Origin of the sequence: Stenotrophomonas sp. CASM110, from assembly GCF_049384345.1 — a bacterium.
Taxonomy (GTDB): domain Bacteria; phylum Pseudomonadota; class Gammaproteobacteria; order Xanthomonadales; family Xanthomonadaceae; genus Stenotrophomonas; species Stenotrophomonas muris.
Genome location: NZ_JBMRGI010000018.1, coordinates 55912 through 76845 on the forward strand (window position 1 = coordinate 55912; position 20934 = coordinate 76845).

Sequence of the window (20934 nt, forward strand, 5' to 3'; positions counted from 1 at the left end):
GGTTTTCCACACCACGCGTGGAAAGCGATGGGAGTTTGCTGTGGACAAGTACCGGCGAACGTCACACCGCAAGCGTTTCGCAGCCTGGTGTTTTTTTGTCCATCACCGGAAACGCGAACGCCCCGCACAGGGCGGGGCGTCCGGGGTCGATCCGATGCCGCAGGATCAGACGTTGAAGCGGAAGTGCAGGATGTCGCCTTCCTGCACGCGGTACTCCTTGCCTTCCAGGCGCAGGCGACCGGCTTCCTTGGCGCCGGCTTCGCCCTTGTACTTGATGAAGTCGTCATACGCGATGGTTTCGGCGCGGATGAAGCCCTTCTCGAAGTCGGTGTGGATGACGGCGGCAGCCTGCGGAGCGGTAGCGCCCTTGCGCACGGTCCACGCACGGACTTCCTTCACGCCGGCGGTGAAGTAGGTCTGCAGGCCGAGCAGGCTGTAGGCCGCGTTGATCACGCGGTTCAGGCCCGGCTCGCTCAGGCCCAGGTCCGCCAGGAAGGTATCGCGGTCTTCGTCGTCGAGCTGGGACAGCTCTTCTTCGATCGCGGCCGACACCGGCACCACCTGCGCGCCTTCGGCGGCAGCATGCGCACGCACGGCTTCCAGGTGCGGGTTGTTGTCGAAACCGTCTTCCAGCACGTTGGCGATGTACATCACCGGCTTCAGGGTCAGCAGGAACAGGTCGCGCACCAGCGCCTTCTCTTCCTCGTCCAGCCCGGCCGAGCGCCCAGCCTTGCCCTCCGACAGTGCAGCCTGCAACTTGGCCAGCACCGGCTTGCGCGCCGCCGCATCCTTGTCGCCACCCTTGGCCGCACGCTCGGCACGGTTCAGCGCCTTCTCGACACTGTCCAGGTCGGCCAGCGCCAGTTCGGTGTCGATGGTTTCGATGTCCGAGATCGGGTCGACCTTGCCGGCCACGTGCACGATGTCACCGTGCTCGAAGCAGCGCACCACGTGGGTGATCGCATCGACTTCGCGGATGTGCGCCAGGAACTTGTTGCCCAGGCCCTCACCGCTGGCGGCACCGGCGACCAGGCCGGCGATGTCGACGAACTCGACCGCGGTCGGGATGACCTTCTGCGGGTTGATGATGCCCGCCAGCTCGTTCAGGCGCGGATCCGGCACCGGCACGATGCCGACGTTCGGTTCGATGGTGCAGAACGGGAAGTTCGCCGCGGCGATGCCCGCCTTGGTCAGCGCATTGAACAGGGTCGACTTGCCGACGTTGGGCAGGCCGACGATGCCGCATTTGATACCCATGGGTGACAGCTCTCTGGGGTGAAAGTGATTGGGGAAACAGCGGCCTGGGCGCTGCTTTTCCAATCATTCTCCGTATCGACCAGCGGTCGATACCTACCGGTCTGGTTGGTTCAGTACCGACCAACGGTCGATACCTACCGCTCTGGTTGGCTCCGTATCGACCAACGGTCGATACCTACCGGTCTGGTTGGTTCCGTACCGACCAACGGTCGATACCTACCGCTCTGGTTGGTTCCGTACCGGCCAAAGGTCGGTACCTACCGGTTATTTCGGGGTGTGCAGCCGCTTCATCGCTTCGTTGAAATCGCCCTGCACCGCCAGCGGCAGCACGTCGATCGCATCGTCGATGGCGCGTGCGATCAGCACGTCATCCTCCTTGGACGGGCGCCCCAGCACCCAACCCACCACGCGGTCCTTGTGGCCGGGATGGCCGATGCCCACGCGCAGGCGGTGGAATTTGCCATGACCCAGCAGGCGGATGGTATCGCGCAGGCCGTTCTGGCCGCCGTGGCCACCGTCGAACTTCAGTCGCGCCGCACCGGGCGGCAGGTCCAGCTCGTCGTGGGCCAGCAGGGTTTCCTCCGGCTCGATCTTCCAGAACCGCTGCGCGGCGGTGACCGACTTGCCGCTGAGATTCATGAAGGTGGCGGGCTTGAGCAGCCACACCGTCTGCCCGGCGATCTCGACCTTGGCGGTCTCGCCGAACAACTTGCTGTCCACATTCCATCGCGCACCGGCTTTTTCCGCCAGGGCCTCAACGAAATGAAACCCGGCATTGTGCCGGGTCCGGGCGTGTTCCGATCCGGGATTGCCCAGACCGACGATCAGTCGCAGTCCTGCCATGGTTCCTTCCAGTACGGTGCCTGCCCGGAGGCAGGCACCGTAACGGTATTACTCGGCGGCAGCCGCTTCTTCGTCAGCCTCGTCGGCCTTGCCGGCCTTGGCGGTGACGATGGCGTCGTCGTGGTCCTTGCCCAGCGCCAGCGCCGGGATTTCCACGCCCTTCGGCAGCTTGATGTTGGACAGGTACACGACGTCACCGGCCTTCAGCTCGCCCAGGTCGACTTCGATCGACTCCGGCAGGTCCTTCGGCAGGCAGGTGATGGTCACTTCCTTCAGTTCGTGGGTGACCACGACGTCGGCAGCCTTGCCGGCCGGCGAGGTGTCTTCGTTGACGAAGTGCAGCGGGACCGAAGCGGTCAGGGCTTCGTTCTCGTTCACGCGCTGGAAGTCCAGGTGCATGATCAGCTGCTTGTACGGGTGGCGCTGCATGTCACGCAGCAGGACCTTCTGCACCTGGCCATCCAGGTTCAGGTCCAGGATCGAGGCATAGAACCACTCGTTCTGCTGGGCCAGCCAGATTTCGTTGTGGTCCAGGCTGATGGCGACCGGCTCGGCGTTGCCGCCGTACACGATGGCCGGGATCACACCAGCGTGACGCAGGCGGCGGCTCGCACCCTTACGCTGCAGTTCACGCTTGGTGACCTTGATTTCATGGGTCTTCGACATTTTCGACTACTCAGGTTGTTGCCGCGCCCTGCGGCGTGGCGGTTGAAGATGCTTCCGCGACCAGAAGCATCCGGGTATGTCCCCGCCGTTGCCGGCAGGGACGAAAACTCAGTCGACGTACAGCGAGCTGACCGACTCGCCGAAGGCGATGCGGCGCATCGTTTCGGCCAGCATTTCCGCCACGCTCAGCTGGCGGATCTTGCTGCACACCCGCGCTGCGTCCTTCAGCGGGATGGTGTCGGTCACCACCAGCTCGTCGAGCTGGGAATTGGTGATGTTGTCCACCGCCGGGCCCGACAGCACCGCGTGGGTGCAGTAGGCGGCGACCTTGAGCGCACCGCGCGCCTTCAGGGCAGCGGCAGCGGCGCACAGGGTGCCGGCGGTATCGACGATGTCATCGACCATCACGCAGGTCTTGCCTTCGACGTCACCGATGATGTTCATCACGGTGGAGACGTTGGCGCGCGGGCGGCGCTTGTCGATGATCGCCAGGTCGGCGTCATCCAGGCGCTTGGCCACCGCACGGGCGCGGACCACGCCGCCCACGTCCGGCGAGACAACAATCAGGTTCTCGGTGCCGTAGGCGCGCCAGATGTCGGCCAGCAGCAGCGGGGACGCATACACGTTGTCCACCGGAATATCGAAGAAGCCCTGGATCTGGTCGGCGTGCAGGTCGACGGTCAGCACGCGATCAGCGCCAGCGGTGCTGAACATCTTGGCCGCCAGCTTGGCGGTGATCGGCACGCGCGAGGAACGCATGCGGCGGTCCTGGCGCGAGTAGCCGAAGTACGGCACCACGGCGGTCACGCTGGCCACCGATGCGCGCTTGAGCGCGTCGATCAGCACCAGCAGTTCCATCAGGTTTTCCGCGCTCGGCGCGCAGGTCGGCTGGATCACGAACACGTCCTGCTTGCGGACGTTCTCTTCGATTTCCACCTGCACTTCACCATCGGAGAAGTGCGACACCAGCGCCTTGCCCGGGCGGACCCCCAGTTCCTTGCAGATGTTCTGCGCCAGACGTTTGTTGGCGTTGCCGGAAAAGACCAGCAGGTTCGGGGACTCTTGCATCATGATTGTCTCGGGCGGGGACGAGTGGCGGGGATCCGGAGTCGGCAAGGACCCCGATGGACCCTTGCTGCTGACAACACCGCGGTTGTTTCCACGTCCCGCGCGGGCGATGCGCTGGAAGGCGCGGACACAGCCGCTATTGGCAGGGGCGGTAGGATTCGAACCTACGAATGCCAGGATCAAAACCTGGTGCCTTGGGCCTCTTGGCGACGCCCCTGCATTGATAAATCAGTGTTGCTCGAGTGCATCCAGCAGTGGCGAACGCGCAACGCCCGCTGCCACCCTTGCCCGCAACTCCTTCGGCAACTTCGACCGCCCCTGCTCTGCAGCAGCCTGCGATGCGAACTCGACGAAACAACCACTTCCCGAACCGGTCAGCCGCGCCGCGCCGATGTCGCTCAACGCGGCAAGCGCTGCCTCGACGGCAGGCTCACGGCGGCGCAGCACCGGTTCGAACGCGTTCCCGACCAGGGTCCCGGAAGCGAAGTCCTCTATTTTCGCCACTGGGCTGTCGCGCGTCAAATCCGGGTCTGCAAACAGGACCGGCGTAGGAACATGAACACCCGGTTCAACCACCACATACCAGGCCGGCGCCAGCGTGATCGGCTGCAGGCGCTCGCCTACCCCTTCGGCCCAGGCATTGCGGCCACGCACGAACACCGGCACGTCGGCGCCCAGACGCAGGGCCAGCGCGGCCAGGGCATCCTCGTCCAGGCCGGAGCGCCAGAGCCGATTCAGCACCACCAGCACGGTGGCCGCATCGGACGAACCGCCGCCGAAGCCACCACCGGCAGGAACGTGCTTTTCGACGATGATGTCAGCACCTTGCGCGCCCTTCGCCTCATCCTGGAGCAGGCGCGCGGCCCGCACCGCTAGGTCATCGGCCTCGGCCACGCCGGCCAGGCCCTCGCCCTGCCGACGCACCTGACCGTCTTCACGCAGGCGCAGGCCGATGCGGTCCCCCCAGTCCAGCAGGCGGAATACGGTCTGCAGCTCGTGGTAGCCGTCGGCCCGGCGGCCAGTGATGTGCAGGAACAGGTTCAGCTTGGCCGGGGCCGGCCACCAGGACCAGCCCGCGTCGTCGCGCCCGGCGCTCATGGCGTGCCCTGCCCCCACTGGTCCACCAGCAGGCGCACCTTGGCGTCGCCATTGCTGGCCTCGATCCGTCGCGGCAGCGCCGGTCGTCCGGCGTCGGCCGGGTACCAGTCCAGGTACTGCACCTGCCAGCCCATCTGCTGCATGCGGCGCGGCCGGCCTTCACCGTCGCGCTCGACCTTTTCCGGACCGGCAGCATCCCCGGCCACCAGGCCGCGGATCCACTCCGGCAGCTGATTGACCGGGATGTCCCAGCCAGTCGCTTCCAGCAGCAGCTGCTGGGCGTCCTCGCCATCGCGCGGACCGCCGGACAGCCCTTCCAGGCGACCGGCTTCGGAATGGGTGTCGCCGGTCAGCTTCCAGCTCTGCCGGGTCACCGGCGCGCTCAGTTCGACCACGTAGCGGCGGCCGTCCTGCTTCCAGTCGATGCGACCGCTGCCGCCGTCCTTGCCCTTGCTGACCGCCACCCGCCCCTGGAAGGCCCAGTCCGGCTGTGCCTGCAGCGCGGCCACGCGCGCTGCCTCGGCCTGCGCCGCTTCAGCCGAAACAATCTCGACCACCGCTGGCGCCGGGGTCTTCTGCGTGCCGACACTGGTACAGGCGCTCACCGCCAGGGTCACGGTCGCCAAGAGCAGCGGCCGGATCAGGGAACCACTCATGGATTGAATTTCTCACGGGCGCGCAGCAGCGCGCGGTTTTCAGGGTCGAGCTTGGCCGCTTCGTCGAAGAAGTGGCGGGCCTCGTCATGCTTGCCCAGCACCCACAGCACTTCGCCGACGTGGGAAGCGATCTCCGGGTCCTTGGCCAGGGTCCAGGCCCGGCGCAGCTGTACCAGTGCCTCTTCCTTGCGGCCCAGGCGATACAGCACCCAGCCATAGCTGTCGACGATGGCGGCGTTGTCCGGCTCGGCCACGCGGGCGCGGTCGATCAGCTCCAGCGCTTCCTGCAGGCGGCCGGTGCGATCGGCCAGGGTGTAGCCCAGCGCGTTCAGCGCCGGCACGTTTTCCGGGTCGGTCACCAGGATCTTGCGCAGGTCGGCCTCGGCGCGCGGGATGTCGTCGCGGCGCTCCCAGGTGAGCGCACGTGCGTACAGCAGGCCGTTGTCGTCCGGGTAGGCGGCCAGGCCGCGGGCCAGCGCATCCAGTTCACCGGCGCTGTCGTCACCACGCTGGCGCAGTTCGGCTTCCAGCAGGTAGGCGTCACGGCGCACATCGTCGTCGACCACCGCGTCGGACTGGATCGCGTGCACTTCCTCCAGCGCCAGCGGCAGGCGCCCGGCCAGGGCCTGGGCATTGGCCGCGCGCAGGCGCGCTTCGCTCAGCTCATCGCCACCGGGCACGCTGTGGTACCACTGCACCGCCTCGGGGTAACGCTTAAGGTATTCGGCGATCTTGCCCAGCAACAGGCGCTGCGCCGGATCCGGCTTGGCCGCCTGCCGCGACAGCTCGTTGTAGAGGTTGGACAGCGCCGCCTTGTCGCCCTGCTTGGCCAGCAGCGAGGCGCGCATGCCCCAGGTCTGTACGTCCTGCGGGCCGAACGCCAACACGCGCTCGGCCGCAGCCGGCTGGCCCAGGCTGTCGTAGGCGATGGCCACCGCATTGCGCAGCTCGGGGTCCTGGCGGGTCTTCGGCTCGACGTCGTGCAGCAGCGACAATGCCTTGTCGGTCTCGCCCGCCTGCTGCAGCTGGCTGGCACGCAGCAACGCTACGCGCGGCTCTTCCGGGAAGCGCTTGACCACTTCATCGATCATGCGCCGCGCCAACTCGGGCTTGTCCATGCGCAGGGCCAGGCGACCGAACTCCTGCCAGGCCTCGATCTTCGGCGGAATCGCATTGGCATCGACCAGCTCGCCGAGCACCTGCGCCGGCACCGCCGGGTCGCGGCCACCGCCGATCAGCGCGGCCAGGGCGAACTTCCAGCCGCGCTCGTCGGGGTCGGCCAGCAGCGCCTGCAGCTCGGTGCGGGCAGCCTTCACATCGCCCTGGCGCATGGCCAGCGCACCGGCGGCGCTGCGCATGGTCAACGAGCGCGGGGCGCGCTGCTGCCACAGGGCCAGGCCCTTGGCGGCGCTGGCATCATCGTTGGCCAGCATGGAGATACGGGTCGCGCGCTCGGCCAGGCCGGCGTCGCCGTCGGTCTGCTGCGCGGCCTGCAGGTACCAGCGCGCGGCCTCGGCCAGCTTGCCGGCCTGCAGGGCGAACTCACCGGCCATCACCGGTTCCAGCGCCAGTTCCTCAGTGGCCGCGGCCCGCACGGGGGCCTTGGCCGGCACCGCCGCCAGGGCCTGGGCGCAGGCCAGGGACAGCAGCAGAACACTGGGGATGCGAATCAATGCGGGCATCGTCGGCATCGGGGCCTTAAAATGTCGTCCAATGGCCAGCAGCTTATCGCAAGCAACTGAACAATGACCCTGTGGGTGCTCGGACTGAATCACCAGACCGCACCGGTGGAGCTGCGCGAGCGCGCGGCCTTCGCCGGTGAGGCGTTGCCGCGTGCGCTGGGCTCGCTGCGCGATACCCCGCAGATCGCCGAGGCAGTGCTGCTGTCCACCTGCAACCGCACCGAACTGTATGCCGTGGCCGAGTCGGCACAGGCGCTGGACCAGTGGCTGCACAGCCAGGCAGGCGACCTGCAGGGCTACCTGTACCAGCATGCCGATGCCGAGGCCGTGCGCCACCTGTTCCGGGTCGCCACCGGGCTGGACTCGATGGTGCTGGGCGAACCGCAGATCCTCGGCCAGGTAAAGGATGCCTGGTCGACCGCGCGTGACCACGGCCTGCTCGGCCAGCGCCTGGACCGCCTGTTCCAGCAGACCTTCTCGGTAGCCAAGCGTGCGCGCACCGATACCCAGGTCGGCGCCAACCCGGTGTCGGTGGCCTCGGCGGCGGTGCGCCTGGCGCAGAACGCCTTCGCGCGCCTGGATGACTCCACCGTGCTGCTGGTCGGTGCCGGCGAGACCATCGAGCTGGCTGCACGCCACCTGAGTGAGGGCAAGGTGCGGCGGCTGCTGATCGCCAACCGCACCCTTGCCCACGCGCAGGAACTGGCCAGCCGCCATGGCGGCGTGGCCCTGCCGCTGACCGAACTGGACCGCCACCTCGGCGAGGCCGACATCGTGTTCTCGGCCACCGCCGCGCGCGAACCTGTGATCCATCGCGAGATGGTGGCCAAGGCACTGCGCGCGCGCCGGCACAAGCCGATGCTGCTGTTCGACCTGGCCGTGCCGCGCGACATCGAAGCCGAGGTCGGCACGCTCAACGACGCCTTCCTCTACACCGTCGATGACCTGGAACGCGCGGTGGAAGACAACCGTCGTGGCCGCCGCGAGGCCGCCGCCGAGGCCGAGGCGATCATCGACCTGCAGGTGTCGCGTTTCATCGAGACCCAGCAGGCCAGCGCCCACCAGGCACCGCTGCGGCAGCTGCGTGCGTTCGGCGAAGCGACCCGCGCCGAACTGCTGGAGCGCGCACGGCAGCAGCTGGCCAACGGCAAGCCCGCCGACGAAGTGCTGGAACTGCTGGCCCATGGCCTGACCAACCGCCTGCTGCATCCGCCGACCGCCGCTCTGCGCGCGGCCGCGCTGAGTGGCGATGCCGACCTGACCCGCGCCGCCGAGCGCCTGTTCCCGGCCACGCCGGGTTACCGCCACCCACCCGTGAGACCCGATGACGCCGACCCTGCGCCGTAAGCTGGAAGCGCTGGCCGAGCGCCGCGAAGAACTGGAACGCCTGCTCGCCGAACCCGATGTGGTCGCCGACAACACCCGTTTCCGCGACCTTTCGCGCGAATTCGCCCAACTTGAACCGGTCGCTGCCGCGCTCGCCGAGGAAGCCCGTGCCAAGGCCGACCTGGCCGCCGCCGAAGGCATGCGCGCCGACCCCGACCTGCGTGAACTGGCAGACGAGGAAATCGCCGCGGCGCAGGCGCGCCTGCAGGAACTGGAACAAGAACTGGCCCTGCTGCTGGTACCACGCGATCCGCGCGACGAAGGCAACCTGTTCCTGGAAGTACGCGCCGGCACTGGCGGCGATGAAGCCGCGATCTTCGCCGGCGATCTGTTCCGCATGTACGCCCGCTATGCCGAGCGCCAGGGCTGGAAGGTCGAGATCGAATCGGACAACCCCGGTGAGCATGGCGGCTACAAGGAAGTAGTGGCGCGCGTGGTCGGCCGTGGTGCGTTCTCGCGCCTGAAGTTCGAATCGGGCACGCATCGCGTGCAGCGCGTGCCGGCCACCGAATCGCAGGGCCGCATCCACACTTCGGCGGCCACCGTGGCGATCATTCCCGAGGCCGACGAGGTCGATGACATCGTCATCAACCCGGCCGACCTGAAGGTGGATACGTTCCGCTCGTCCGGTGCCGGCGGCCAGCACGTCAACAAGACCGAATCGGCCATCCGCATCACCCACGTGCCGACCGGCGTAGTGGTGGAGTGCCAGACCGAGCGCAGCCAGCACGCCAACCGCGACAAGGCGATGAAGCGCCTGAAGGCGCAGCTGCTCGATGCCGAGCGCCAGCGCCAGGACGCCGCGCAGGCCGAATCGCGGCGCCTGCAGGTCGGCAGCGGCGACCGCAGCCAGCGCATCCGCACCTACAACTTCCCGCAGGGCCGGATCACCGACCACCGCGTGGAAGGCCTGACCCTGTACGACCTGCCCAACATCCTGGCCGGCGACCTCGACCCGCTGCTGCAGCGGCTCAGCCACGAACACCAGGTCGATGCCCTGGCCCAGCTGTCGGCGGGCTGAGCACGATGTCGGCCTGGCAGCAGCGACAGCACCTGCAGCAGGCGATCGCACGCCAGCCCGGCGATTTCGTCGCCTGGGTGATGCTGGCCGACCTGGAACTGGAAGCCGGCGACATCGCCGCCGGCGAGCAGGCGGCACGACGCGCGCTGCAGCTGCGCCCGAACCACCCCGAGGCCTTGGCGCGCCTGGGCCGCGTGGCCTGGATGGCCGGCGCGCACGCCGACGCGGCGAAGCTGCTTGGCCAGGCCTCGGCATTGGCCCCGCAGCACCCGGGCATCGCGCTGTGGCTGGGCCATGCGCTGGAAGACGCCGACGATGCCGAAGGCGCAGCAGCGGCCTATCGCCGCGCGCATGCGCTGATGCCGGATGAACCCTACATCGCCGCGCAGCGCCTGGCATGGCAGCGCCGCCTGTGCGACTGGCAGGACATGGACACGCTGGCTGCGCAGGTACGCGCCGCGCTCGCCGCCGGCCACGGTGCCGTGGAACCCTTCGCCTTCCTCAGCGAAGACGCCAGCGCGGGCGAGCAGTTGGCCTGTGCACGTGCGCGCGCCGCACTGATCGCCGCCTCGGTCCGGCCCTTGCCGGCAGTGACGGTACGCGCGCGCGGCCCGTTGCGCGTCGGCTTCCTTTCCAATGGCTTCGGCGCCCATCCCACCGGGCTGCTGACCGTGGCCCTGCTCGAACACCTGCGTCATGACCCGGCGTTGCAGCTGCACCTGTTCGCGCTGAACCGCGCCGATGGCAGCGGCATCCGCGAACGCCTGCAGTCCGCGACCCGGCTGCATGAGGTGGCCGCACTGCGGCATGCCGACATCGCGGCCCGCATCCGCGCACAGGGCATCGACCTGCTGTTCGACCTGCGCGGCTGGGGCGGCGGCGGCACGCCCGAAGTGCTGGCGATGCGCCCGGCCCCGCTGCAGCTGAACTGGCTGGCCTACCCCGGCACCTCGGGCGCGCGATGGCTGGACGCCGTGGTCGCCGACGAATTCGTACTGCCGGCAGCCCTGGAACCGCACTTCAGCGAACGCGTCCTGCGCCTTCCGCGGGCCTTCCAGCCCTCGGACAACACCCGCACGCTGGAGCCGTCGCCGTCCCGCGCCGAGTGCGGGCTGCCCGAGCACGGCGTGGTGTTCTGCTGCTTCAACAACAGCTACAAGCTCAACCCGCGCAGCATGGGCCGCGCCTTCGCGGTTCTGCAGGCGGTGCCCGGCAGCGTGCTGTGGCTGCTGTCCGGCCCCGGCCAGGCCGACGCCCGCCTGCGCACCGCCGCGCAGGCTGCCGGCCTGGACCCGGTGCGGCTGGTGTTCATGGCCAAGCTGCCGCAACCGCAGTACCTGGCCCGCTACCCACTGGCCGACCTGTTCCTCGACACGCATCCGTACAACGCGCACACCACCGCCTCCGATGCACTGTGGGCCGGCTGCCCGGTGCTGACCTGCCCGGGCGACACCTTCGCCGCGCGCGTGGCCGGCAGCCTCAACCACCATCTGGGGCTGGCCCGGATGAATGTCGCCGATGATGCGGCGTTCATCGCCACCGCCAGCGCACTGGGCAATGACCCCGCAGCACTGGCCTCGCTTCGCGCCGAGCTGGCGCAGGCGCGCGACCGCAGTGGCCTGTTCGACATGGCCGGGTTTGCCCGCGACCTGTCGGCCCTGCTGCAGCGGCTTGCCGGTGAACACGGCTGGCAAGGTGTCGACAACACCTGAGCGACCCCTGCGTTACGCTCGGGCTTCCTCCCCGCGTGGTGTGACGATGGCCAAGCTCAAGCGCAAGGACTACGACGAACTGCTGCTGCCGCTGCAGCTGGAACTGACCGCGATGGCGCGCTGGGTGCAGCTCAGCGGGCAACGCCTGCTGGTGCTGTTCGAGGGACGGGATACGGCAGGCAAGGGCGGCGCGATCCAGGCCATCAGCCAGCATCTCAATCCACGCCAATGCCGGGTGGTAGCACTGCCCAAGCCTACCGACCGCGAAGCCACGCAGTGGTATTTCCAGCGCTATGCCTCGCATCTTCCCGCCGCCGGCGAGATCGTGCTGATGGACCGCAGCTGGTACAACCGCGCAGGCGTCGAGCGGGTGATGGGCTATTGCAGCGAAACCGAGTACCAGCAGTTTCTGCGCCAGGCACCGGTGTTCGAGCAGCTGCTGGTGGATGACGGCATCCTGCTGTTCAAGTACTGGCTGTGCGTGGACCAGGAGCAGCAGGAGAAGCGCTTCGCCGAACGCCACCTCGATCCGCTGAAGGGCTGGAAGCTGTCCCCGGTCGACCTGAAATCGCGCAGCAAGTACAGCGCCTATACCGAAGCCCGCGAGGCGATGCTGCGCGCGACGCATCGCGAGGCGGCGCCGTGGACGCTGGTGGATTTCAACGACCAGCGGCTGGGGCGACTGACCCTGGTGCGCAACCTGCTGGACCGGTTGCCGGACACACGGGTGGATGCGCCGTTGCCGGAGCTGCCGAAGCTGAAGGGCAAGCTGCATCGCGAGCACTACGATGTGCTGAAGCCCATCGAGGATTTCCCGGTCGAGGATTAGGGTTGTTCGGCAGGGTTGCACCCTGCACCTGCTCAACGCAACGGCAACGGCAACAGCAACAGCGGGCATCCGCGGGATGGCGGCGCGGTGGGTGGGCACGACCGTTGGCGCCATGGATGGCGACATCGAACCCCCATGGACGGGTCTACGGCGTGTCCTACCCACCCAACCGCCCCGCCTCTGACAGATCCCTGCGGCTGTTGGTAGGTGTCGACCTTGGTCGACACATCTGTCAGATATCGAAATGGAGCCGGGGTCAGATCCGTTTTCCTGCGGAAAGCGGATCTGACCCCATCGGCAATCCCATTGGCCTGGCGGGCGTCGGATCGTGTCTGGGGCAGAGCCCCCTGAGTCAGGGGGCGGCCGCGAAGCGGCGGGGGTTTGGGTGTTGGTAAATGGGGCCCGCGGTTCGCGCAGCGAAGCGTGGGAGCGGCAGCGCGCATGCGATGGCGCGTACCGAGGTGCAGGGCCGCAGGCCCTGCCGACCCACCCACTACTTGGCGGCCGCGATCTGCTTTTCGATGTCGGCGGCGGTCACCGGGCCAAGGAAGGTGTGGGCCAGCTTGCCCTGCGGATCCAGCAGATGCGTCAACGGCAGGCCTCGCGGCGTGGCGAAGTCGGCCGGCGGATCGAACGGGTCCACGATCACGATCGGATAGGTCACCGGATGCTTGGTCAGGAACGACTGCATTTCCGGCACTTCGATGTCCTCGTAGGCCAGGCCGACCACCTCGATGTTGCTGCGCATCGCATGCAGCGCCGACAGCTCGGGCATCTCCTTGCGGCACGGGGCGCACCAGGTCGCCCAGAAGTTCACCACCACCCACTTGCCACGATGCGCGGCCAGATCGTAGTCGCTGCCATCCACCGCCTTCATCTTCAAGGTCGGGAATTCGGCAGTGGTGCGCTCGGCCGGGGTTTCATCGACCGGTGCCGGAGTGGTCGGCGTCGGCGCCTGTGCCGGCGGCTGGCTGCTGGCCGGTGTCGGCTCCTGGGCCGGCTTGCAGGCCGCCAGGGCCAGCAGCAGGGTCAACGGGAGCAGCAGCGGCAACGGCGTCTTGCGGGTCATGGCATGTCTCCAGAGTCGGTATAGATATCACTGACCTTGCGCTTCAGGCGCTCGCGCAGGGGCAGCCGCAGATCGTCCAGCGCCGCCAGTGCGGCACGGCCCAGGCTGTCATCACGGTACGGCAGGTGCTGCTCGGCCACCGGGATGCGCAGCTGGGTGCATTCGTACAGATCGGCCAGGCTGACCTGGTCCAGGTCACGCGACAGCAGCCACTCGCCCCGCTCGTCGCGGCGCAGCAGGTCGATCTCCTGCAGGTTGCAGATCAGGTCCTGCAGCAGTGAATCGGTCAGCATCGGCTCCAGCCGCAGGATCTCGTCATCGGCCAGGCCCTTGCCCTTGGCCCGTGCATGCTGGAAGCGGCCAAGCAGGCGCAGCAGTCCATAGAACTCATACCCCTGCGGCAGGCGCAGTTCCACCGGCTGGTAGCGGAAGGCGGCCATCGAAGAAGCCAGCGACGCCCCCAGCAGCACCGCCACCCAGCACAGGTAGATCCACAGCAGCAGGATCGGCACGAACGCCACCGTGCCATACAGTTTCTGGTAGGACTGGAAGCTGCCCAGATAGGCACCGATGCCCCACTTCACCAGTTCCAGGATGACCGCCGCCAGGATCGCGCCGGGCACGGCATGCCGCCATTTCACCGTGTGGTGCGGCACCACCCGGAACATCAGCGTGATGCAGACGAACTCGATCAGGATCGGCGCCAGCCGCAGCGCCAGCTCGGCCAACCAACGGCCCTCCTGGGTACCGAACAACGGCATCGCGAACACCCGCGCCGATACCGCAAGCGATGCGGCGGCGAGCATCGCGCCCAAGGTCAGCACGGTCCAGTAGACCAGGAAGCGGGTCAGCTTGGGCCGGGTCGAGCCAACCCGCCAGATCTGGTTGAAGGTCTCTTCCACACTGTTGAGCGTGATCAGCAGTGAGGCCACCAGTGCGATGAAGCCGGCCGCCGTCAGCTGGCCGGCACTGGCCGAGAACTGCCGCAGGTAGCCCTCGGCCGCACGCGCCGCGGAGGGCACGAAGTTGGAGAATACGTAGTCGCTGAGCTGATCGCTCCAGCGGTCGAAGACGGGGAAGGCCGACAGCACACCGAATACCACGATCGCCAGCGGTACCAGCGCGAACACCGTGGTGTAGGCCAGCGCCGCCGCTGCCTGGAACAGGCGGTCGTCGAGGAAGCGATGCCACAGGAAGCGGCCGAAACTGATGGCCCGTGCGCGATCCCGCGCGCGCTCCATCCACAGGTTGAGCGTATCCAAAGGTTCCATCGGTGGAAGGGTACCCGATGCGGAATGCTGGCAGGATAGCCATACTGGTAGCCACACGACGAGGAGAAGCGGGCACGATGGGCGAGATTCTGGTGCTGTACTACAGCCGGGGCGGTTCGGTGGCACGGCTGGCGCGCCAGATCGCGCGGGGCATCGGCGAAGTGCCGGGCATGACCGCGCGCCTGCGCACGGTGCCGCCGGTGGCCGCCGTGACCCAGACCGCGCAGCCACCGGTACCCGACGATGGCGCCCCCTACGTGAGCGTGCAGGACCTGGTCGACTGCCAGGGCCTGCTGCTCGGCAGCCCCACCCGCTTCGGCAACATGGCCGCGCCGGTCAAGCACTTCCTGGATGGGCTGGGCGCCGAATGGGTCAATGGCACCCTGTCCGGCAAGCCGGCCGGCGTGTTCACGTCCACCGCCTCGATGCACGGCGGCCAGGAATCGACCCTGCTGTCGATGCAGGTGCCACTGCTGCACCACGGCTGCGTGATCGTCGGCATCCCGTTCACCGAACCGGCGCTGAGCCACACCATCAGTGGCGGCACGCCCTATGGCGCCAGCCACGTGGCCGGTGCCGCCGACGATCCGCAGCCGACCGACGACGAAGCGGTGCTGGCGCGCGCGCTGGGGCGCCGGGTGGCCGACATCGCGCAGCGGTTGGCCCGATGAACCGCGCGCCGCGCACGGTCCTGCTGTTGGCCCTGATGGGGCTGGCCGCGCTGTTCGCAGGCTGGTTCATCAATGACAGGCACTGGCTGGCCACCCAGCTGGTGTTCACCGCGCCACCGCTGGCGCTGGCCATCGCCGTGCGCCTGGGCTGGCGCAAGGCCGGCTTCTGGGCCTCGGTGCTGGCGCTGGGCTGGTTCAGCCACGGCGTGATGAGCGCCTGGAGCCACCCGGAGACGCGCTGGCTGGCGCTGATCGAGATCGCGCTGGCGCTGCTGGTGATCTTCAGCGCCAGCCTGCCCGGCCTGCGCGCCCGCTTCGGCAAGCGGCGCTGACGCTGCGCGCCCAGGGCCTTATCATCTGCATTCCTGGCCCCGCGCCGCAGTCCCTGTCCTGGTTTCGCGCATGCACATGATGGAAGAGCTCCTGGTCGTCACCACCGGTGGCACGATCGACAAGATCTACTTCGACGACAAGTCGGACTACCAGATCGGCGATCCGCAGATCGGCATGATCCTGCGCGAGCTGGGCGTGACGTTCCGCTTCAACGTGATTCCGATCCTGCGCAAGGATTCGCTGCACATCAACGACGAAGACCGCGAGCTGATCCGCGCCACCATCGCCGCGCAGCCCACCCGGCACGTGCTGGTGACCCACGGCACCGATTCGATGGTGCAGACAGGCAAGGTGCTGGCGACGATCCCGGACAAGACCATCGTGATGACCGGTGCGCTGAGCCCGGCACGCTTCCGCGGCTCGGATGCGGAGTTCAACATCGGTTGTGCGATCGGCGCGGTGCAGTCGCTGCCGAGCGGCGTGTACATCGCGATGAACGGGCGGATCTTCGACCCGCAGCATGTGCGCAAGAACGTGGCGGCGAACCGTTTCGAGTCGGTCTGAGGAACAGCGTGCCGGCCGAGGTCGGCACCCACCCGGACAAAAACGCCCCGGCCGAAGCCAGGGCGTGCCCTTGGAGAGGGACTTGGGCTCAGTACTGGGCGCTGAGGGTCAGGCCCGAGAAGGTGCTGTACGCCTTCACCCGCACATACCAGGTGCCGGCGGCAGGGCTGTTGATGGTGCAGGTCTCGCTGTTGCCGCTCAGATACGGACGGCAGGTGTAGGTGGTATCGGTCGGGGCACTGCCCTGGCGCACGTACAGGTCGGCATCACCGCTGCCGCCACTGATTGCCACGCGCAGCTGGGTGCTGCCGGCCGGGACGGCGACGGTGTAGTTCAGCTCGGCACCGGTCGCGGCGCCCAGGCCGGTCACCGGCACATTGTTCTGCAGCACGTTGCCACCCGGGTTCGGGTTGCCACCGCCGTTGATCGCTGCGGTGACCGCCGCGTTGGCGTCGACGATGCCGGCGCCGCAGCCCCCCGAGCAGGCGCCCGGCAGCGGGCGTGCGGTGCTCTTGATGATGCTCTCGACCTGTGCCGGGCTCAGCGGGCTCGGCGCCACCGACTGCATCAGGGCCACCACACCGGCCACATGCGGCGCCGCCATCGAGGTGCCGTTGTAGGACGCGTAGCTGGCGCTGCCCGGCGTGGTGGTGCCGGTGTTGAGGGTGGACAGGATGCTCTGGCCCGGGCCGGAAATGTCGATGCCGGCACCATAGTTGGAGAAGCTGGCACGCGCACCGGCCGAGGTCGTGGCCGCCACCGCGATCACGTTCGCGCAGTTGGCCGGCACCGACGAGGACACGTTGGTGTTGCTGTTGCCGGCGGCGACCACCACGGTGGTGCCGCGGCTGACCGCGCCGTTGATCGCGTTCTGGTAGGTGGCCGAGCAGGTGCCGCCGCCGCCCAGCGACATGTTGATGACTTCCGCCGGATTGGCATTGGCCGGCACGCCACTGACGGTGCCGCCGGAGGCCCACACGATCGCATCGGCGATGTCGGAGGTATAGCCGCCGCACTTGCCGAGCACGCGCACCGGGACGACCTTGGCGTTGAACGCCGTGCCGGCCACGCCGGTGCTGTTGTTGGTCACCGCCGCCACGGTGCCGGCGACGTGGGTGCCGTGCCAGCTGGAGTTGGACGCCGGGATGCCCGAGCCGCACTCGTTGGCGCCATACCAGTCGCCCTCGTCGTTCGGGTTGCTGTCGCGGCCACCGCCATCGCGCGCCATCGCGGCATCGCTGATGAAGTCATAGCCGGGCAGGATGTTGGCGTTGAGATCGGGATGGTTGGTGATGCCGGTATCGATCACGGCCACCACCACGCCGGTGCCGGTGGCCTTGTCCCAGGCCGGCCGCACGTTGATCGACGCGTTGGAGGTACCAAAGCCCCACTGTTCGCTGAAGCGGGTGTCATTCGGGGTCAGCGTCGCGCGCATGATCTGGTCGACTTCGACGTATTCCACGTTCGGGTCGGCGGCCAGCTTGCGCATCAGCAGCTCGGATTCAGCCTGGTCAAGCGGGCGGTCGGTCCTGACCAGGGTCGGGCCGACGGCCAGCTTGCGGACCTGCTGCAGGCCCAGCGCACGGCCCTGGCTGCTGGCCAGGCCGGCGGCGGCACTCTTCAGCGAAGAGGCCAGTGCGGTGGTGTTGGCCACCGGCGCACTGCCGTCGCGGTACTTCACGATGAAGCGCTGGTGCGTCGGCGCGGACTGCAGGCCGCTGAGCTGGACGTCACCGGCCAGCGCAGGCGTGGCCAGCAGCAGCGATGACAGAACGGACGCACCAAGGACCACCCACACTCGACGCACACGCGGTTGCGTTACCTGGGACATCGTATTTCCCTTTCTAGTGGTGTGAATGCCGGAATCGGCAGAAGCACCGGCCCGAACCCTGGGCTGGCTTGCGTTGGCGAGGTTCGAAGTCCGGCGAGTCAGCGGATCCCCCTAACGATCCGCCGTGCAGACGACGCTAATGGCCAGAACCGGACACCACAAGATTTTCAGCGTCTTTTCAGCAAGATGAAATGTTCGTTCTGAGACTTCCCGGGTCGAGGGTTTGTGAAGGTGAAGGAACTTTCTCATCTTCTGCACACACCTGACTGGGTCATCACCTGTCCTGCGATGACTTTGCCGACATCGGCATCCGCCGATTCGGGGTCGGAGCCGGGGTCAGATCCCTTTTCCCACGGAAAAGGATCTGACCCCACCCACCTGTCCACAACGCAGAAAGCCCGTCACAGGGACGGGCTTTCCAGAAACGCAGCCGGGCGTGGGCTCGGCTCTACAGTTCAGCGTGAGCGATCAGCCCAGCTTGACCAGCCAGTTGTGCCGGTCCGGCAGGCGGCCGTACTGGATGTCGGTCAGTTCCTTGCGCAGCGACATGGTCACTTCGCCGGCCGGCGCGTTGATGTCGCCCACCGAGAAACCCTCGCCCTTCAGCTGGCCGATCGGGGTGACCACCGCCGCAGTGCCACAGGCAAACACTTCGCTGATCGCACCGGAGGCCACGCCGTCCTTCCACTCGTCGATGCTGACCTTGCGCTCTTCGACCTTCATGCCACGGTCGCGCGCCAGCTGCAGGATGCTCTCGCGGGTGATGCCCTCGAGGATGCTGCCGGACAGTTCCGGGGTGACCAGCGTGCCGTCCTTGTAGACCAGGAACACGTTCATGCCGCCCAGTTCTTCCAGGTACTTGCCTTCGACCGGGTCCAGGAACAGCACCTGCGAGCAGCCCTGCGCCTGCGCCTTCTGCTGCGGCAGCAGCGAGGCGGCGTAGTTGCCACCGCACTTGGCGGCGCCGGTGCCGCCCTTGGCCGCGCGCGCGTATTCGGTGGACAGCCAGATCGACACCGGGGCCACGCCCTTGGCGAAGTACGGGCCGGCCGGGCTGGCGATGACGTAGTAGCCGGCCTTGTGCGCGCCGCGCACGCCGAGGAAGGCTTCGTCGCCGATCATGAACGGGCGGAAGTACAGGCTCGACTCGTCGGCCGACGGCACCCACTCGCTGTCGACGGCGATCAGCTGCTTCAGCGATTCGACGAAGATCTCCACCGGCAGTTCCGGCAGCGCCAGGCGCTGCGCCGAACGCTGCAGGCGACGGCCGTTGGCATCCGGGCGGAAGGTCCAGATCGAGCCGTCAGCATGGCGGTAGGCCTTGATGCCTTCGAAGATCTCCTGGCCGTAGTGCAGCACGGCCGCAGCCGGGTCCAGCTGCAGCGGGCCGTAGGCACGCACGCTGGCGTTGTGCCAGCCGGCATCCTTGTCCCAGCGCACTTCCACCATGTGATCGGTGAAGTGCAGGCCGAAGCCCGGCTTCTCCAGGATCTTGGCGCGCTCTTCAGCGCTGCGCGGGTGGTCCGAACGGGTGACGGCGAAGCTGGGAATGGACTGGGACACCGGAGGATTCCTGTTCTGGTTGCGGGTAGTGCCGGGCCCGCGTCACTGCGGGCCCTGGGTCAAAGCATGCCGGTCTCGAGCCGCGCCGCCTCGGACATCATGTGCTGGTTCCACGGCGGGTCGAACACCAGGTCGACGTCGGCCTCGGCCACCGTCGGGATCATTTCAAGCTTGCTGCGCACGTCGTCGACCAGGATCTCGCCCATGCCACAGCCCGGTGCGGTCAGGGTCATCTTCACGTCGATCTCGCGCTTGCCTTCGTCCAGATGCTTGATCTCGACTTCATAGACCAGGCCCAGTTCAACGATGTTGACCGGAATCTCCGGGTCGAAGCAGGTGCGCAGCTGCTGCCACACCAGTTGTTCCACCTGCTCATCGGTGGCGTCGGCCGGCAGCTCAAGCGGTGCCGGCGCCTCCTTGCCGATGGCGTCGCCGTCCTTGCCGGCGATGCGGAACAGGTTGCCCTCGACGAACACCGAATAGCTGCCGCCCAGCGCCTGGGTGATGTACCCATAGCTGCCGGCAGGCAGGGTCACGGTATCGCCCTGCGGGACCATCACGGCCTCGCAATCGCGTTCGAAGTGGACAGGTTCGCTGCTACGGGAATACATGGGGACCGATATGGGGCCGTGGCCGGGGCCACGCAAGACGGCATTCTAGCCCAGCCGCCCCGGCACCGCCGGTGCACTGCGGCAAACCACAGTATCCTGTGGGTGATCTTCAGGGAGCTTCGATGTCCTCCATTGCCACGCGTGCCAGGACCGTCACCTGGCTCTGGTCCCTCATGCTGTTGCTGGGTCTGCTTGTTGCTCCCCTCGCCTGGATGGTCCTGGCGCTGATGACCGGCCGACAGGTCGGCTGGATGGCGGTAGTGTCCGCCCTGGAACTGGTGTTCATGCTGCGCCTGGGCACACTGGGCCCGGGCCGGTTGCGCATCGCCCTGGTCGTGCTCGGCACTCTGCTGGTGGCCGCCGTGGCCAACTGGGCCATCGCCAGCGCCTGGATGGGCGGCTCGATCGGTCTGGACCTGTGGGACGCCACCATGCGGATGGGCCCGCACCTGGCCTGGACCCTGATCACCCTGGCCAATGGCGCGATGGAATGGCTGTGGCTGGCCGTGGCCGTGGTCGTCGGCGCCTGGCTGGCGCGCTGAGCGCGTAGATCCACGCCACGCGCGGATGGGGGTTAGTGCCGGCCGCTGGCCGGCAAAAGCGCGCGGCCCCAGGTCCGCACTACCAGATGCAACCACCACGCGCGGATCCGGTAGTGCCGGCCGCTGGCCGGCAAAAGCGTGCGGCCCCAGGTCCGCACTACCAGATGCAACCACCACGCGCGGATCCGGTAGTGCCGGCCGCTGGCCGGCAAAAGCGTGCGGACCAAGGCCCGCACCTACCAGATGCAACCATCACGCGCG

At 67.8% G+C, this 20934-nt stretch carries 20 protein-coding genes and 1 tRNA gene; 8 read left to right on the top strand and 13 right to left on the bottom strand.

Going from position 1 to position 20934, the window contains the following annotated elements; translation table 11 throughout:
- Positions 1-165 precede the first annotated feature (165 nt).
- The 8 genes from ychF to VG561_RS15740 all read right to left on the bottom strand — a co-directional run bounded on the left by ychF (position 166) and on the right by VG561_RS15740 (position 7270).
- On the bottom strand, positions 166-1257 hold the full coding sequence (gene ychF / locus VG561_RS15705) for a redox-regulated ATPase YchF (protein ID WP_014646036.1): 1092 nt from the start codon (positions 1255-1257) through the stop codon (positions 166-168).
- A 264-nt stretch (positions 1258-1521) separates the two neighbouring features.
- Positions 1522-2100, bottom strand: a complete 579-nt coding sequence (gene pth, locus VG561_RS15710) for an aminoacyl-tRNA hydrolase (RefSeq protein WP_049416981.1) — start codon at positions 2098-2100, stop codon at positions 1522-1524.
- Between the two features lie 48 nt (positions 2101-2148).
- The gene (locus VG561_RS15715) at positions 2149-2766 is read right to left on the bottom strand and encodes a 50S ribosomal protein L25/general stress protein Ctc (RefSeq protein WP_010481743.1); all 618 of its coding nucleotides are present in this window, start codon (positions 2764-2766) and stop codon (positions 2149-2151) included.
- Between the two features lie 108 nt (positions 2767-2874).
- Complete coding sequence (locus tag VG561_RS15720) at positions 2875-3834, bottom strand: ribose-phosphate diphosphokinase (protein ID WP_005415400.1); 960 nt, start codon at positions 3832-3834, stop codon at positions 2875-2877.
- A 140-nt stretch (positions 3835-3974) separates the two neighbouring features.
- Positions 3975-4051 (bottom strand) — tRNA-Gln (locus VG561_RS15725).
- Between the two features lie 11 nt (positions 4052-4062).
- Complete coding sequence (ispE, locus tag VG561_RS15730) at positions 4063-4932, bottom strand: 4-(cytidine 5'-diphospho)-2-C-methyl-D-erythritol kinase (protein ID WP_126411760.1); 870 nt, start codon at positions 4930-4932, stop codon at positions 4063-4065.
- Positions 4929-5588 (bottom strand): lipoprotein insertase outer membrane protein LolB, encoded by a 660-nt coding sequence (gene lolB / locus VG561_RS15735; RefSeq protein ID WP_014646033.1) that lies wholly within the window; start codon positions 5586-5588, stop codon positions 4929-4931. Before lolB ends, ispE begins: the two co-directional genes overlap by 4 nt.
- The gene (locus tag VG561_RS15740) at positions 5585-7270 is read right to left on the bottom strand and encodes a tetratricopeptide repeat protein (protein WP_173390336.1); all 1686 of its coding nucleotides are present in this window, start codon (positions 7268-7270) and stop codon (positions 5585-5587) included. Before VG561_RS15740 ends, lolB begins: the two co-directional genes overlap by 4 nt.
- A 63-nt stretch (positions 7271-7333) precedes the next feature.
- Here VG561_RS15740 and hemA point away from each other — a divergent pair, with 63 nt between their 5' ends.
- Genes hemA through ppk2 form a run of 4 tightly spaced genes read left to right on the top strand, consistent with a single transcriptional unit; the run spans position 7334 to position 12218 of the window.
- The gene (hemA, locus tag VG561_RS15745; protein ID WP_014646031.1) at positions 7334-8617 is read left to right on the top strand and encodes a glutamyl-tRNA reductase; all 1284 of its coding nucleotides are present in this window, start codon (positions 7334-7336) and stop codon (positions 8615-8617) included.
- Positions 8595-9677 carry a peptide chain release factor 1 gene (prfA, locus tag VG561_RS15750; protein ID WP_014646030.1) on the top strand — a complete coding sequence of 361 codons (1083 nt, stop codon included), beginning with the start codon at positions 8595-8597 and terminating at the stop codon, positions 9675-9677. Before hemA ends, prfA begins: the two co-directional genes overlap by 23 nt.
- 5 nt (positions 9678-9682) lie before the next feature.
- Positions 9683-11389, top strand: coding sequence for a tetratricopeptide repeat protein (locus tag VG561_RS15755; protein WP_262094068.1), 1707 nt, complete (start codon positions 9683-9685; stop codon positions 11387-11389).
- A 46-nt stretch (positions 11390-11435) separates the two neighbouring features.
- The gene (gene ppk2, locus VG561_RS15760; RefSeq protein ID WP_032956942.1) at positions 11436-12218 is read left to right on the top strand and encodes a polyphosphate kinase 2; all 783 of its coding nucleotides are present in this window, start codon (positions 11436-11438) and stop codon (positions 12216-12218) included.
- A 493-nt stretch (positions 12219-12711) separates the two neighbouring features.
- Here the strand turns inward: ppk2 and VG561_RS15765 are convergent, their stop codons facing one another.
- Together VG561_RS15765 and VG561_RS15770 are read right to left on the bottom strand one after the other, a co-directional pair.
- A complete protein-coding gene (locus VG561_RS15765) occupies positions 12712-13287 on the bottom strand; it encodes a TlpA family protein disulfide reductase (RefSeq protein ID WP_014646027.1) in 576 nt (191 codons plus the stop codon).
- Positions 13284-14558 carry a YihY family inner membrane protein gene (locus tag VG561_RS15770; protein ID WP_032956948.1) on the bottom strand — a complete coding sequence of 425 codons (1275 nt, stop codon included), beginning with the start codon at positions 14556-14558 and terminating at the stop codon, positions 13284-13286. The genes VG561_RS15765 and VG561_RS15770 overlap by 4 nt, the downstream gene beginning before the upstream one ends.
- A gap of 77 nt (positions 14559-14635) precedes the next feature.
- Here VG561_RS15770 and wrbA point away from each other — a divergent pair, with 77 nt between their 5' ends.
- The 3 genes from wrbA to VG561_RS15785 all read left to right on the top strand — a co-directional run bounded on the left by wrbA (position 14636) and on the right by VG561_RS15785 (position 16126).
- Entirely contained in the window at positions 14636-15229 is a 594-nt protein-coding gene (gene wrbA, locus VG561_RS15775; protein WP_069118531.1) for an NAD(P)H:quinone oxidoreductase, read from the top strand.
- Positions 15226-15561, top strand: a complete 336-nt coding sequence (locus VG561_RS15780; protein WP_014646024.1) for a DUF2069 domain-containing protein — start codon at positions 15226-15228, stop codon at positions 15559-15561. Before wrbA ends, VG561_RS15780 begins: the two co-directional genes overlap by 4 nt.
- Before the next feature lie 79 nt (positions 15562-15640).
- Positions 15641-16126 (top strand): asparaginase domain-containing protein, encoded by a 486-nt coding sequence (locus VG561_RS15785; RefSeq protein ID WP_010481766.1) that lies wholly within the window; start codon positions 15641-15643, stop codon positions 16124-16126.
- A gap of 88 nt (positions 16127-16214) precedes the next feature.
- On the opposite strand, the gene VG561_RS15790 is transcribed toward VG561_RS15785, so the two are convergent.
- The 3 genes from VG561_RS15790 to sufT form a co-directional block, all read right to left on the bottom strand.
- Positions 16215-17957, bottom strand: coding sequence for a S8 family peptidase (locus VG561_RS15790; protein ID WP_197606791.1), 1743 nt, complete (start codon positions 17955-17957; stop codon positions 16215-16217).
- A 468-nt stretch (positions 17958-18425) separates the two neighbouring features.
- Positions 18426-19520 carry a branched-chain amino acid aminotransferase gene (locus VG561_RS15795; protein WP_014646022.1) on the bottom strand — a complete coding sequence of 365 codons (1095 nt, stop codon included), beginning with the start codon at positions 19518-19520 and terminating at the stop codon, positions 18426-18428.
- 59 nt (positions 19521-19579) lie between these two features.
- Positions 19580-20131, bottom strand: a complete 552-nt coding sequence (gene sufT, locus VG561_RS15800) for a putative Fe-S cluster assembly protein SufT (RefSeq protein ID WP_005415385.1) — start codon at positions 20129-20131, stop codon at positions 19580-19582.
- Positions 20132-20253: 122 nt separating this feature from the next.
- Between sufT and VG561_RS15805 the strand changes: the two genes are divergently transcribed.
- Positions 20254-20673, top strand: coding sequence for a hypothetical protein (locus VG561_RS15805; RefSeq protein WP_262094071.1), 420 nt, complete (start codon positions 20254-20256; stop codon positions 20671-20673).
- Positions 20674-20934 lie beyond the last annotated feature (261 nt).

What these genes read in the sequence shown, in the direction of transcription:
- hemA (WP_014646031.1), top strand. Translation starts at nt 7,334, where the DNA reads ATGACCCTGTGGGTGCTCGGACTGAATCACCAGACCGCACCGGTGGAG.
- lolB (WP_014646033.1), bottom strand. Translation starts at nt 5,588, where the DNA reads ATGAGTGGTTCCCTGATCCGGCCGCTGCTCTTGGCGACCGTGACCCTG.
- ychF (WP_014646036.1), bottom strand. Translation starts at nt 1,257, where the DNA reads ATGGGTATCAAATGCGGCATCGTCGGCCTGCCCAACGTCGGCAAGTCG.
- VG561_RS15715 (WP_010481743.1), bottom strand. Translation starts at nt 2,766, where the DNA reads ATGTCGAAGACCCATGAAATCAAGGTCACCAAGCGTGAACTGCAGCGT.
- VG561_RS15770 (WP_032956948.1), bottom strand. Translation starts at nt 14,558, where the DNA reads ATGGAACCTTTGGATACGCTCAACCTGTGGATGGAGCGCGCGCGGGAT.
- VG561_RS15740 (WP_173390336.1), bottom strand. Translation starts at nt 7,270, where the DNA reads ATGCCCGCATTGATTCGCATCCCCAGTGTTCTGCTGCTGTCCCTGGCC.
- VG561_RS15790 (WP_197606791.1), bottom strand. Translation starts at nt 17,957, where the DNA reads ATGTCCCAGGTAACGCAACCGCGTGTGCGTCGAGTGTGGGTGGTCCTT.
- VG561_RS15755 (WP_262094068.1), top strand. Translation starts at nt 9,683, where the DNA reads ATGTCGGCCTGGCAGCAGCGACAGCACCTGCAGCAGGCGATCGCACGC.
- wrbA (WP_069118531.1), top strand. Translation starts at nt 14,636, where the DNA reads ATGGGCGAGATTCTGGTGCTGTACTACAGCCGGGGCGGTTCGGTGGCA.
- VG561_RS15780 (WP_014646024.1), top strand. Translation starts at nt 15,226, where the DNA reads ATGAACCGCGCGCCGCGCACGGTCCTGCTGTTGGCCCTGATGGGGCTG.
- VG561_RS15720 (WP_005415400.1), bottom strand. Translation starts at nt 3,834, where the DNA reads ATGCAAGAGTCCCCGAACCTGCTGGTCTTTTCCGGCAACGCCAACAAA.
- VG561_RS15805 (WP_262094071.1), top strand. Translation starts at nt 20,254, where the DNA reads ATGTCCTCCATTGCCACGCGTGCCAGGACCGTCACCTGGCTCTGGTCC.
- pth (WP_049416981.1), bottom strand. Translation starts at nt 2,100, where the DNA reads ATGGCAGGACTGCGACTGATCGTCGGTCTGGGCAATCCCGGATCGGAA.
- VG561_RS15785 (WP_010481766.1), top strand. Translation starts at nt 15,641, where the DNA reads ATGGAAGAGCTCCTGGTCGTCACCACCGGTGGCACGATCGACAAGATC.
- ppk2 (WP_032956942.1), top strand. Translation starts at nt 11,436, where the DNA reads ATGGCCAAGCTCAAGCGCAAGGACTACGACGAACTGCTGCTGCCGCTG.
- prfA (WP_014646030.1), top strand. Translation starts at nt 8,595, where the DNA reads ATGACGCCGACCCTGCGCCGTAAGCTGGAAGCGCTGGCCGAGCGCCGC.
- ispE (WP_126411760.1), bottom strand. Translation starts at nt 4,932, where the DNA reads ATGAGCGCCGGGCGCGACGACGCGGGCTGGTCCTGGTGGCCGGCCCCG.
- VG561_RS15765 (WP_014646027.1), bottom strand. Translation starts at nt 13,287, where the DNA reads ATGACCCGCAAGACGCCGTTGCCGCTGCTGCTCCCGTTGACCCTGCTG.
- sufT (WP_005415385.1), bottom strand. Translation starts at nt 20,131, where the DNA reads ATGTATTCCCGTAGCAGCGAACCTGTCCACTTCGAACGCGATTGCGAG.